The sequence below is a fragment of the Pseudomonas sp. GW823-FHT06E10 genome, from assembly GCF_058794995.1.
Genome location: NZ_JBXAHJ010000003.1, coordinates 387741 through 399547, shown reverse-complemented (window position 1 = coordinate 399547; position 11807 = coordinate 387741). Strand labels below are relative to the sequence as shown.

At 61.1% G+C, this 11807-nt stretch carries 12 protein-coding genes; 10 read left to right on the top strand and 2 right to left on the bottom strand.

All coding sequences use genetic code 11. From position 1 onward, the window contains the following. Nucleotides 1–64: 64 nt before the first annotated feature. Nucleotides 65–979 (bottom strand): LysR family transcriptional regulator, encoded by a 915-nt coding sequence (locus tag AC1Q6Y_RS07480; protein ID WP_090456558.1) that lies wholly within the window; start codon nucleotides 977–979, stop codon nucleotides 65–67. Between the two features lie 151 nt (nucleotides 980–1130). Here AC1Q6Y_RS07480 and speB point away from each other — a divergent pair, with 151 nt between their 5' ends. The 5 genes from speB to AC1Q6Y_RS07455 all read left to right on the top strand — a co-directional run bounded on the left by speB (nucleotide 1131) and on the right by AC1Q6Y_RS07455 (nucleotide 7928). Then, nucleotides 1131–2132, top strand: a complete 1002-nt coding sequence (speB, locus tag AC1Q6Y_RS07475) for an agmatinase (protein WP_057714206.1) — start codon at nucleotides 1131–1133, stop codon at nucleotides 2130–2132. 53 nt (nucleotides 2133–2185) lie between these two features. Further along, complete coding sequence (locus tag AC1Q6Y_RS07470) at nucleotides 2186–3694, top strand: aldehyde dehydrogenase family protein (RefSeq protein ID WP_340313976.1); 1509 nt, start codon at nucleotides 2186–2188, stop codon at nucleotides 3692–3694. A gap of 283 nt (nucleotides 3695–3977) precedes the next feature. Then, complete coding sequence (locus AC1Q6Y_RS07465) at nucleotides 3978–5552, top strand: purine-cytosine permease family protein (protein WP_090456554.1); 1575 nt, start codon at nucleotides 3978–3980, stop codon at nucleotides 5550–5552. Nucleotides 5553–5569: 17 nt separating this feature from the next. Next, nucleotides 5570–7258, top strand: a complete 1689-nt coding sequence (betA, locus tag AC1Q6Y_RS07460) for a choline dehydrogenase (protein ID WP_090457955.1) — start codon at nucleotides 5570–5572, stop codon at nucleotides 7256–7258. Between the two features lie 211 nt (nucleotides 7259–7469). Then, nucleotides 7470–7928, top strand: coding sequence for a GNAT family N-acetyltransferase (locus AC1Q6Y_RS07455; RefSeq protein WP_218496250.1), 459 nt, complete (start codon nucleotides 7470–7472; stop codon nucleotides 7926–7928). A 1-nt stretch (nucleotide 7929) separates the two neighbouring features. Here the strand turns inward: AC1Q6Y_RS07455 and AC1Q6Y_RS07450 are convergent, their stop codons facing one another. Then, on the bottom strand, nucleotides 7930–8247 hold the full coding sequence (locus AC1Q6Y_RS07450) for an NIPSNAP family protein (protein ID WP_102670496.1): 318 nt from the start codon (nucleotides 8245–8247) through the stop codon (nucleotides 7930–7932). A 206-nt stretch (nucleotides 8248–8453) separates the two neighbouring features. Between AC1Q6Y_RS07450 and AC1Q6Y_RS07445 the strand changes: the two genes are divergently transcribed. The 5 genes from AC1Q6Y_RS07445 to AC1Q6Y_RS07425 all read left to right on the top strand — a co-directional run bounded on the left by AC1Q6Y_RS07445 (nucleotide 8454) and on the right by AC1Q6Y_RS07425 (nucleotide 11714). Continuing rightward, nucleotides 8454–8789 carry a hypothetical protein gene (locus tag AC1Q6Y_RS07445; protein WP_090456550.1) on the top strand — a complete coding sequence of 112 codons (336 nt, stop codon included), beginning with the start codon at nucleotides 8454–8456 and terminating at the stop codon, nucleotides 8787–8789. Nucleotides 8790–8971: 182 nt separating this feature from the next. Beyond that, complete coding sequence (locus tag AC1Q6Y_RS07440; protein WP_492624296.1) at nucleotides 8972–9634, top strand: ATPase; 663 nt, start codon at nucleotides 8972–8974, stop codon at nucleotides 9632–9634. Between the two features lie 67 nt (nucleotides 9635–9701). Continuing rightward, nucleotides 9702–10040 carry a hypothetical protein gene (locus tag AC1Q6Y_RS07435; RefSeq protein ID WP_492624295.1) on the top strand — a complete coding sequence of 113 codons (339 nt, stop codon included), beginning with the start codon at nucleotides 9702–9704 and terminating at the stop codon, nucleotides 10038–10040. Between the two features lie 276 nt (nucleotides 10041–10316). Next, nucleotides 10317–11246, top strand: coding sequence for a Ppx/GppA phosphatase family protein (locus tag AC1Q6Y_RS07430; RefSeq protein ID WP_090456546.1), 930 nt, complete (start codon nucleotides 10317–10319; stop codon nucleotides 11244–11246). 24 nt (nucleotides 11247–11270) lie between these two features. Further along, entirely contained in the window at nucleotides 11271–11714 is a 444-nt protein-coding gene (locus tag AC1Q6Y_RS07425) for an arsenate reductase ArsC (RefSeq protein ID WP_218496262.1), read from the top strand. The last annotated feature ends 93 nt before the right edge of the window (nucleotides 11715–11807 follow it).

Below are 11807 nucleotides of genomic sequence, written 5' to 3'. Positions count from 1 at the left end.
GGCCTGCAAGGTTGGCGAACCGAATCAGTATGCCCGGCAAAATTTGAATTTGGCGAGTGTCACCTCACGGCTTGCCGGTTTTACGGGTGCTGGCGGCCAGGTCCTCGAGGAACGCCTGGAGGATCGGTGGCGGTGCCGTGCCGCGACGGGTGATCACGTCGAACGGTGATTTCAGGCGCAGGCTCGCGGGTGCCAGTTGGTGCATCTCGCCGCTCTTGACCCATTGGGCGGCGAAGTGCTCAGGCAGAAAACCCAGGTAGGCGCCGGAAATGATCAGGATCGCCGTGGCTTCGATGTTGTCCACGGTGGCGGCCGCCTTGCTGACGCCCAGGTGTTCGAGGTCGTATTGCTGCATGTAGCCGCGCACGACGATGCGCCCCGCAGCGACTTCTTCGAGCAGCTCCTCACCTTCGGCGAGGCTGCCGTACAACGGGTGACGCCGCCCGCAATACAAGCCCAGGGCTTCCTGGTACAGCGGTGATTGCAGCAGGCCCGGCACATGGATCGGGAAGTGCCCGATGGCCAGGTGCAGGCGACCGTCGAGCACCCGTTCTTCGAGTTCCGCCGGGGTGCCGACGTACACGTTCAGGTGCACATCATGCCCGCGGGAGACGAAGCGCTGTGTGGTGCGCGGAATCGGCGAGTCGGGGTCGGTAATCGTGGTGTCGATGATCCCCAGGTTGAGCTTGCCGCTGATGTGTTGTTTGAGCACGTCGGCGTCCATGCAGAAGTTTTCCACCGCCGACAGCAGGCGCTGGGTGGCTTCATGAATCGCCACCCCTTGTTCGGTCAGGCGAAAGCCGCTGCGCCCACGCTGGCAGAGTTTCACCCCAAGACGGGTTTCCAGGTGGGTCATCTGTTCGCTGATGGTCGACTGCCCGGCATTCAACGCCGCCTGCGCGGCCGAGAAACCGCCACAGCGGACAATCGTGGCAAACACCCTGAGCAGTTTCAGGTCGACATCGTGCAGCTGGATCATCTGGGACCTCCGGCATGGGGATGCATCGGGAATGCCGATATGAGTATCTGATGTTTAGCATTTTTTCCACGAAAACCTGCGCCCATAGTCTTTCCAACGGCGGTCGCCTTGCAGTCCGTCAAGCCGATAACAAGAAGTGGAGAGGCTAGAAATGTCGAACAACGGTTATGAATCCGGTCGCCTGAACCTGCCATTCGTGGGTCATTGCACCTTTGGCAAATCCCCGGTGTGCACCGATTGGGATGCACTGGATGCCGACGTCGCGGTGCTCGGCGTGCCCAACGACATGGGCACCCAGTGGCGCTCCGGCGCACGCTTCGGACCACGCGGGATTCGCGAAGCATCGACGCTGTTTTCCTTCGGCCACGCCGGCGCCTACGATCATGAAGATGACGTGATGTACCTCACCGCATCGGACGTACGCATGGTCGACGTCGGTGATGCCGACATCGTCCACACCGACATGGCTACCAGCAACAAGAACACCGAGTACGCCGTGCGCAAGATCCTCGACGCTGGTGTCATGCCGGTTGTTCTCGGCGGCGACCATTCGGTGCACGCACCAGTGATCAAGGCCTTCGAAGGCCGCGGCCCGATCCACATCATTCACTTCGATGCGCACCTGGATTTCGTCGACGAGCGCCACGGTGTTCGCTATGGCCACGGCAACCCGCTGCGCCGCGCCTCGGAAATGAACCACATTGTCGGCATGACCCAGATGGGCATTCGCAACGTGTCGTCGTCCAACCGTGATGACTACGAAGCGGCCCACGAAGCCGGCTCGAAAATCCTCTCGGTGCGCGATGTGCGTCGTCTCGGTGTCGAAGGCGTGCTGGCGCTGATCCCGCAGAACATCAACTACTACATCACCATCGACATTGACGGTTTCGACCCGTCCATCGCCCCCGGCACCGGCACCCCGAGCCACGGCGGCTTTCTCTACTACGAAGTGCTGGAAATCATCCAGGCCCTGGCCAAGCGCAGCAAGGGCAACATCGTCGGCATGGACCTGGTGGAAGTGGCGCCGGTGTACGACCCGACCGGCATGACCTCGATCCTCGCCGCGCAACTGCTGCTCAACAGCATCGGTTTCATCTTCCACGAGCGAGGCAAGGTGCGGGCCGCCGCCGAAAGCGAAACCGCATCAGCCTGATCATCGAAACCAGTGACCCGGCAGGCCCTGACTGCCGGGCAGAGAGAACAAAAATGGACACGATCGTCAAAAGTTACCTGCAAAAATTCGGCGTCAGCGAAGCCACCCAGACCTTCCTCTGCAAGGTCCAGAAGATGTTCATCGGCGGCGCCTGGGTCGAGGCCAGCGACGGCCAGACTTCCGATGTGATCGAACCCTCGACCGAAGGCCTGATCACCCGCATTCCCATGGGCACCACCGATGACCTGGACCGCGCCGTGCAAGCCGCCCGCGCCCAGTTCGACGGCGGCGCCTGGCGCCAGGCCAAGCCCGCGGAACGTGAGCGCATGATGCAGCGCCTGGCCGACCTGATCGAGCAGAACGCTGATGAACTGGCGCAAATCGAATCCATCGACATGGGCAAATCGGTTGCCTTCGCCAAGGACGTGGACATCCAGGGCACCGTGGATACCCTGCGCTACTTCGCCGGCTGGGCCACCAAGCTGCACGGCCGTACTGTCGAACCTTCGCTGCCGGGCAACTACCTGGCCTATACCCGCAAGGAAGCGGTAGGTGTGGTCGGCGCCATTGTGCCGTGGAATTTCCCGCTGCAAACCATGGCCTGGAAGCTCGGCGCGGCGCTGGCGACCGGTTGCACCGTGGTGGTCAAGCCCGCAGAACTGACTTCGTTGTCGGCCCTGCGTTTCGCTGAACTGGTGCAGGAAGCGGGCATCCCTGACGGCGTGATCAACATCGTCACCGGGCGCGGCAGCGTGGTCGGCGCGGCCATGGCCACCCATCCCGGCATCGACAAACTGACCTTCACCGGATCGACCCCGGTCGGCCAGACTGTCGGCCGCGCAGCGCTGGATGACATGAAGCGGCTGACCCTCGAACTCGGTGGTAAATCACCGGTCATCGTCTGTGCCGACGCCGACATCCCGGCCGCCGCCCAAGCGGTTGCGAACGGCGTGTTTTTCAACTCCGGGCAGGTATGCGACGCCGGTACGCGGGCCTATATTCATAGCAGCGTCTACGACGAATTCCTGCGTGAGCTGATCGCCTACACGCGCACCCTGAAAATGGCCCCGGGCCTGGACCCGGACTGCTTCATCGGCCCGCTGGTCTCGGCGTTGCAAAAGCAGCGCGTGACCGAGTACATCGAAACCGGCAAGGCCGAAGGCGCCGAACTGGTCTACGGCGGTCAACCGGTCGATGGCCCTGGCTTCTTCGTCGAGCCGACCATTTTCGCTAATTGCCGCAACGACATGCGCATTGTCCAGGAAGAAATCTTCGGCCCGGTGCTGGTCACCGCACCGTTCGACGACGAGGAAGAAGCGCTGGCCCTGGCCAACGACTCGCCTTACGGCCTGGCGGCGGCACTGTATTCCAACGACCTCGGAAAAGTGCACAGCCTGATCCCGCGCCTCAAGGCCGGTTCGGTCTACGTCAACGCCCACGGTACCCTCGATCCGTCGATGCCGTTCGGTGGCTACAAACAGTCCGGATTCGGCAAGGACCTGGGCGCCGAGCAGCTCGACTACCTGCTCGAAACCAAGGCGGTGTGGATCACGCTGCCTTGAGTCAGGGCTGACTCAATTCCTGTGGGAGCGAGCTTGCTCGCGATGACGGTTGCACATTCGACATCTGTGTTGCCTGACCCTCCGCTATCGCGAGCAAGCTCGCTCCCACAGGTTTTCGGTTCCAGCAACAACGCCAGGTAGGCACGGGCAACACTGAACCTGTGGCGAGGGAGCTTGCTCCCGCTGGACTGCGCAGCAGTCCCATTTTCAGGGCCACAGGGGAGTCGTTCACCCGAAAGAACGCGGTTATCTCGTCATGATCTTCCAACAATAAGAGTCCATCATGAACACTAACGCCAAGTCCGCCCCGAGCGTGTCCAGCCTCGATGAAAAATCCGTCGTCGAGGGGCATTCGATCGACTTCATCCCCGAGAACGAGCGCACCGACAAACTGTCGAGCCAGGGCCCGTTCTGGTTTCTCGGCAATTTCACCTTCTTCACCATGACCATCGGCTTCGTTGGCCCGAGCGTCGGCCTGACCGCGCTCTGGACCACGCTCGCCGGCACGCTGGGCATCATGTTCGGCACGCTGTTCATGGCGTTTCACGGCTCGCAAGGCCCGCACCTTGGCCTGCCGCAGATGATCCAGTCCCGCGCGCAGTTCGGTTATCGCGGGGTGATCCTGGTGCTGCTGGCGACGCTGTTCGTGTTCGCCGGCTTCAACATCGTCAACCTGGTGCTGATGATGCAGGGGCTGCACACGCTGTTCGGCTTCAACCCCGCAGTGATCGCGGTGGCGGTGACCATACCGGCGGCGGTGCTGGCGATTCTCGGCCATGACTGGATGCACCGCAGCTTCAAATGGGCGTTGTTCCTGTCGCTGCCGCTGTATGGCCTTGTCACCGTGGCGGTGTTGATGGGTTGGGTGCCGGACGCGGTAATGCCGGCGCTGGCGGCGGGCGAAGTGGCCCGGGAGCCGCTGGGTTTCAACTGGACCGGTTTCATCGCGCAGTTTGCGGCGGCCGCCAGCTACAACATCGCCTATGCGCCTTATGTGTCGGACTACTCGCGCTACCTGCCGAAGAATACTTCCAGCGGCAAGCTGATCGCCGTGGTGTTCCTTGGGGCGTCGCTGTCCGGTGCGTGGATGATTTCCGTGGGTGGCTGGCTGGCCGATCACCTGCACTCCACTGACGTGCTGGTGGCCCTCGGGCAAGTCGGCAACACTGTGTCGCCGCTGGTGGGCACGGCGGTGGTGGTCGTTACCATCCTGGCGTTCCTGCCGGTGATCGCGATGAACATCTACAGCGCCAAGCTGACCACGCTGACCTGCGTCGACTCGATCAAGCACATCGAGCCAACCCGCAAGGCACGCATCCTGGCCATCGGCTTCGTGATCCTGCTGCAACTGGGCGTGGCCCTGAGCATCCAGAGTTCCGGCAAAGGCCTGTCGGTACTGGGGATCTACCTGGTGGTGATGCTGTACTTCCTGGTGCCCTGGACCTCGGTCAACCTCACCGACTACTTCTTCGTGCGCAAGGGCCGCTACGCCATCCCGCACTTCTTCATGCCCCACGGCAACATTTACGGCAGCTGGGGACTGCGCGGTATCGCCGCTTATGCCATCGGTTTTATCTCGATGATCCCGTTCTTCTACATCTTCGACGGCGTTGAACAGCGCGAGGTGTATGTCGGTCCGCTCGCCAAGGCGCTGGGCAGCATCGACATCGCCTGGCTGGTCGGGCTGATCGTATCGGGCCTGGCGTACTACTGGCTGAGCCGCTCGATCGACCTCAAGCGCGAAGAAGCGGTGATCCAGCAGATTGAGAAAAACTCCCCGCAATACACCACCGGCGACACGCTGACCCACAAACAGCAGCCTATGCCGGTATTCACTGAATCAACGGTCGGGAGATAGTCATGACCACGCAAAAAATGGCTACGCAAAAATACGACTACATCATCATTGGCGCAGGCTCGGCAGGTTGTGTGTTGGCCAACCGCCTGAGCGAAGACCCGGCCACCTCGGTGCTGGTCCTGGAATTCGGCGGCAGTGACAAGAGCGTAGTGATCCAGATGCCGAGCGCATTCTCGATCCCGATGAACACCAAGAAGTACAACTGGCGCTACGAAACCGAGCCGGAGACCCACCTCAACGGCCGGCGCATTCACTGCCCACGGGGCAAGGTGCTGGGCGGCTCTTCGTCGATCAATGGCCTTGTGTACATCCGTGGCCATGCACTGGACTTTGACGAGTGGGAATCCCTGGGGGCCGAAGGCTGGGGCTATCGCAACTGCCTGCCGTACTTCAAGCGCGCCGAGAGCTACGAATCGGGCGGCGACAGCTACCGCGGGCAAACCGGGCCGCTGCACACCACCAACGGCAACCACATGAAAAACCCGCTGTACGGTGCCTGGGTCGAAGCCGGCGCGGAAGCTGGCTACATCAAGACCGAAGACTGCAACGGCTACATGCAGGAAGGTTTCGGTGCCATGCACATGACTGTGAAGAATGGCGTGCGCTGCTCCACCGCCAACGCGTACCTGCGCCCGGCCATGGGCCGTCCGAACCTGACGGTGATCACCCATGCGATGACCCGGCAGGTCATCCTCGAAGGCAAGCGTGCGGTGGGGGTCATGTATGACCACGGCGGCCAGACCCACCAGGTGTATTGCAACCGCGAAGTGCTGATCTCGTCCGGGCCGATCGGTTCGCCGCACCTGCTGCAACGCTCGGGCATCGGCCCGGCGGACGTCCTGCGCAAGGCCGGGATCGGCGTGCGCCATGACCTGCCGGGAGTAGGGGAGAACCTGCAGGATCACGCCGAGGTGTACATCCAGTTCGGCTGCAAGGAACCGGTGACCCTCAACAGCAAGATGGACCCGCTGAGCAAACTGATGATCGGTCTGCGCTGGCTGCTGTTCAAGGACGGCCTGGGCGCCACCAACCATTTCGAGGCCGGTGGTTTCATTCGCTCCGAGAAGGGCCTGCGCTGGCCGGACATCCAGTTCCACTTCCTGCCGGCGGCGATGCGCTACGACGGCAACAAGCCGATCAAGGGCCATGGCTTCATGGTGCTGACCGGGCCGAACAAACCGAAAAGTCGTGGTTATGTGCGCGTGCGCTCGGCTGATCCGTACGAGCATCCGGAAATCCGCTTCAACTATCTGGAGCGGGAAGAGGACCGCGAAGGTTTCCGCCGCTGCATTCGCCTGACCCGCGAGATCATCGGCCAGAAAGCCATGGACCGCTTCCGCGACGGCGAGATCGCCCCGGGCGCCCAGGTGACCAGCGACGAAGACCTCGACGCCTTCGTGCGTGACAACCTGGAAAGCACCTACCATCCGTGCGGTTCGTGCCGCATGGGCGAGGACGACATGGCGGTGGTCGATTCCGAATTGCGCGTGCGTGGTATCGCCGGTCTGCGGGTGATCGATTCGTCGGTGTTCCCGACCGAGCCGAACGGCAACCTCAATGCGCCGACCATCATGCTCGCCGAACGGGCATCCGACCTGGTGCGTGGCGTGCAAATGCTGCCGTCGGCGGATGTGCCGGTGGGGCTGGTCGAGGGCTGGGAAAGCAGCCAGCGTACTTCGCTGCCGGGGCGTAATGTGCGGGTCTGACCGCAATCCGCGATCCAATGTGGAAATCTAATGTGGGAGCGAGCTTGCTCGCGATGGCGGAGTGTCAGGCAGCGTCAATGTCGACTGATCCACCGCCATCGCGAGCAAGCTCGCTCCCACAGTGGACGGCGGTGCTTTCAGAAAATTTTACGTCGCTGTTGCCTCGCCATTGCTAGTCTGTAATTCCTTGAGACCGCAATGGAGCACCCTCATGGCTATTCAGGCCCTGCGCGCCGACGCATCGCACATCGACCAGATCGCCCCTTTGTTTGACGCCTACCGGATGTTCTACCAGCAGCCGTCGAACCTTTCGCAATCGCGCGCTTTCATCGCCGAGCGCCTCGCCCGGGATGAATCGGTGATTTTTCTTGCCCGGGACAGCGATGGTGAAAACCTCGGCTTCGTCCAGCTGTTCCCGACCTTTTCCTCGATCGACGCCCATCGCACCTGGCTGCTCGGTGACCTGTTCACCACGCCCGCCGCCCGGGGCAAAGGCGTCGGCACCGTGCTGATGAACACAGCCCGGGATTTTGCGAAGCTGGCCGGTGGCAAAGGCATGACCCTGGAAACCGCCACCGACAACTTCACCGCCCAGCGCCTGTATGAATCCCTGGGCTGGGTGCGCGACCCCGGTTACTACACTTATTGCCTGGATCTGCAAAAAGGCTGACTCAGCGCGCCTGCTCGCCAAACACCGGCCGCATGAATGAACGCTCGTAGCTGAGGATGAATTTCTTCTCCTCGGCGTACTTGAAGGCTGCGATGCACTCTGGATCGTTCATCGACTGCTGCCGGTAATGTTCGTACGCCGCCAGGCTGGGGAAGGTGAACAGCGCCAGGGCGATATTGTTGGCACCCTCCGATGGCAAAAAGTAGCCGTGGTGCTGGCCGCCGAACTTTTCCACCAGGGGAATCCACATCTTGCCGTAGTGCTCGAAAGCGTCGAGCTGGTAGGGGTCGAGCACGTATTTCAGGTAGCAAGTGACCATTGTTTCTCTCCTTGATAAAGCTTCTGACTATCCGCTGATTGCAGCTGTCGCCACAGCAATGTATGCGCCATAGACCGGTAAATTTGCGCCAACTGAACACTATTGCTGTGGTCAGCTTCAAGGGTGATATCAATGAGGCATCATTTTCGCTAGGATGCGCACCGCCCGAGAATTGATCTCGGGCGTTCCCCCTCTGGAGTTGTTCAGTGAAATACCTCAGTAAAGTGGCTGCCGTTACCCTGTTCGGTCTGGTACTGGCCGGTTGCAACAGTGCCCCGATGAATACCCAGCATTACGACAGCAGTCAGTACACCGTGCTGGGCCACAGTGAAGCGAGCGCCACCGGCCTGTTGTTGTTTGGCATCATCCCGATCCGTCAGAACAGTCGTTTTGTGCGCGCACAGGACGAGGCAATCAAGGCCAAAGGCGGCGATGCCATGATCAACACACAGGTGCAGGAGCGCTGGTTCTGGGCGTGGGTCCTGACGGGTTACACCACCAAGATTTCCGGTGATGTGGTTAAGCTGAAGAACGTTCAATAAACGCAATACCTGTCGCCTTGACGTGAAAAGCCCGGTCGAGCCGGGCTTTTTTTCGCCCGCGGGAACCCCGCCGCCACACTATTGGTTCAATCAATAGTCACCATCAAGAATCGCAAGTTCTGTTTTGTGCGCAAAGGCGGAAAATTGCCTGCATTGAACACGCTGCTCAAGGAACCTGCGCGATGAAAATCTTGACCCGACTGGCTGTGATTGCCCTGTTGCTGGGCAGTGTTGCGTCCACCGCATCGGCCTTTGCCGAAGATGCACGCGCCTGCCATCTGCCGCCGATCACTGGCGGTCACAGCGGGCTGCAATACGGTCAGACGGTCGGGGTGCTCTACAGCGACAACACTGTGGAAAACCTGCAATACCTTGAGCAATACCACTCGGTGGCCGTCAACGGTGCGAAGAACGCACTGGATACGCGGATTCGCCAGGCGTTCGTCAACAGTTCCGATCCGGACCTGGCCATCGACTGGCTGATGGGTTCGTTGCACCACACTTTTCTGTCGGTGACGGTCTACGACAATCTCGAGGCCCTGGTGCAGGCCCATCCCGATGTGGTGGTGATGCTCGATACCCACAACCAGTTGCTGACCCAGCGTAACGACCGGGTCGAGGCGCGTTTCGCCGCGCGATTCTACGACGCCAACCTGCAGTACATCGGCAAGGCCGAAGGCGCGGTGGAAAAACAACTGCCGTCGGTATGGGTGCATGACAAGACCGCGCCCGAGATCGCCGCGCAAATCGAACAGCAACGCGACCTGCAACTGACCGCGCTGAAACAGTTCGATGCGTCGTTGAAGGCGCTGGTAACCGCCGGATTGACCGCAACAACAAATTAACAAGCCCGACGTCCATTGAACGGCGGGCAACCCGATCCACCGTGGATCTCTATTCAGGACCTGATACATGCGCACTGTTTTTGCCCCGAGCCTGGCCTTCGCTTCGCTGCTGCTGGCCGGTTGTGCCACGCCGAACGATCCGACCATGACCTTGCAGACCAGCAAGTCGCCGGAGGAGTACACCCATTGCGTGGTGCCGAAGTTGCAGCACGATGCGCTCAACCCAACGGTGTCGCAGACCCAGCGCAGCTACCGGATCGTCGTATCAAGCAAAGTGTCTGCGGACAACGTGCTTGAAACCTATAAAGCCTCGAACGGCGGCAAGGTGTTCCTGTACGAGCGCAAGCTGCTGGCGTCGACCTTCGTGCCGTCGACGTTCGAGCGTGCGGCGCAGGAGTGTTTGTAAGGGCAATTTCAGGCAAAAAAAAGCTGCCGGGACTGGCAGCGGAAAGTTAAAGCACGCATTGGATGGACTGAGTATGGCGCTCGGTTCATGACGATTCGATGACAGCTTCATGGCCATCCATCAGGATGCCGAAAATCCTGCCACTGTTGTGGCGTGGGTCAGAACTCCAGGCCTGTCATCCGGGTGTCATCGAAGCAATGGCAAGATCCTCGCAATCCGTCTTGAGTGACTGGCGGCCGTCAGTCCGCCGGCAGATGAATGTGCAAGGAACCCCATATGAAAGACGCCCCGCTGTTTGCCGCCATCGACCTGGGTTCCAATGCGTTTCGCCTGATGATTGGCCAGTCGGTGAGACGGAACCAGCAGATGGTCATCCAGGAAGTGAAAACCCTGCGTGAACCGGTGCGTCTGGCCGAGGGCCTGCAGGGCGGGGCGCTCGATGAATTGGCGCTGGACCGTGGCTGGCAGGCGCTGGCGCGATTCGGCAAGAAACTGCGCGGCTTCGAGGCCGGGCGCGTGCGGGCGGTGGCCACCAGCGCGGTACGCGAAGCGGACAATGCGCCGCTGTTCCTGGCCAGTGCCGAGCGGCACCTGGGCTTTCGCATCGACGTCATTTCCGGTCACGAAGAGGCGCAACTGGTCTACGCCGGCGTCGCCCACACCTTGCCGGCGCAAACCACGCGGCTGGTGGTGGATATCGGCGGTGGCTCCACGGAAATGATCATCGGCCGTGGCGACCAGTTGCTGGTCACCGAGAGCATTGCCATCGGCAGCGGCACCTTCGGTGCGCATTACTTCCACGGCGGGCGGATCGTGGCCGAAGCGCTGCTGGAGGCCGAACGTGCAGCCACCGTGCAATTCGAACGCATTGCCCGCCGCTATCGCGCCATGGGTTGGCAGCAGGCGATCGGTTCTTCAGGGACGGCGCGGATGCTGGCCAAGGTGCTCAAGGCCAATGGCCTCAATGATGACGGCCAAGGCGGCATCACCTACGGTGGCCTGTTGCGCCTGTCGTTGCGCCTGCTGGAAGTCAAACATGTGAAACACCTCAAGTTGGCCGGTTTGCCCATCCACCGCCTGAGCATTCTGCCCGGCGGTCTGGTGGTGATGCTGGCGGCATTCAAGGTGTTCGGGATCACGCACATGATTGCGTCTGAACCGGGTCTGCGGTTCGGCGTTCTGCATGGATTGATGAGCAAACACTAAAAACCTGCCAGCCGAGGTAAACCCATGACCGACCCCCGTCGCGTGCTGTTCGTCTGCGCCCGAAACGATGTCCGCTCACCCATGGCTGAAGCCCTGCTTCGCCACACCGATCCTGCCGATTTCCAGGCCTTCAGCGCCGGGCTTGAGGCCAGCGAGATCGACCCGCGCACATTCGAATCCCTCGATCACATCGGTGTCGATGCCAGCGGCTTGCGCAGCAAGTCCCTCGAAGATTTCGAAGGTCAGGAATTCGACTACGTCATCACCCTGTGCGACAAGTCTTGCGAAGAGGCCTCACGCATGCCGTTTACCGGTGAAGTGATGGTCTGGAGCTTCGAAGACCCGACCACCAGCGAAAGACACGACCCGTTCCGCCATACCCTCCAGGAAATCGGCGACCGCATCAAAATGTTCGTCACCGTGAAAACCCGCCCCGTGCCCCAGGCGCCGTCAGTCAGTGATTCCTGACAAGCCTCGAACACCGTCTACCCTCATCGGTCACAACCATCATGATGAGCACAGGCCCCCTGTGGGAGCGGGCTTGCTCGCGAAGAGGCCTTC

Coding starts and splice junctions, on each gene's coding strand:
- AC1Q6Y_RS07480 (WP_090456558.1), bottom strand. CDS start 979: ATGATCCAGCTGCACGATGTCGACCTGAAACTGCTCAGGGTGTTTGCC.
- speB (WP_057714206.1), top strand. CDS start 1,131: ATGTCGAACAACGGTTATGAATCCGGTCGCCTGAACCTGCCATTCGTG.
- AC1Q6Y_RS07470 (WP_340313976.1), top strand. CDS start 2,186: ATGGACACGATCGTCAAAAGTTACCTGCAAAAATTCGGCGTCAGCGAA.
- AC1Q6Y_RS07465 (WP_090456554.1), top strand. CDS start 3,978: ATGAACACTAACGCCAAGTCCGCCCCGAGCGTGTCCAGCCTCGATGAA.
- betA (WP_090457955.1), top strand. CDS start 5,570: ATGGCTACGCAAAAATACGACTACATCATCATTGGCGCAGGCTCGGCA.
- AC1Q6Y_RS07455 (WP_218496250.1), top strand. CDS start 7,470: ATGGCTATTCAGGCCCTGCGCGCCGACGCATCGCACATCGACCAGATC.
- AC1Q6Y_RS07450 (WP_102670496.1), bottom strand. CDS start 8,247: ATGGTCACTTGCTACCTGAAATACGTGCTCGACCCCTACCAGCTCGAC.
- AC1Q6Y_RS07440 (WP_492624296.1), top strand. CDS start 8,972: ATGAAAATCTTGACCCGACTGGCTGTGATTGCCCTGTTGCTGGGCAGT.
- AC1Q6Y_RS07435 (WP_492624295.1), top strand. CDS start 9,702: ATGCGCACTGTTTTTGCCCCGAGCCTGGCCTTCGCTTCGCTGCTGCTG.
- AC1Q6Y_RS07430 (WP_090456546.1), top strand. CDS start 10,317: ATGAAAGACGCCCCGCTGTTTGCCGCCATCGACCTGGGTTCCAATGCG.
- AC1Q6Y_RS07425 (WP_218496262.1), top strand. CDS start 11,271: ATGACCGACCCCCGTCGCGTGCTGTTCGTCTGCGCCCGAAACGATGTC.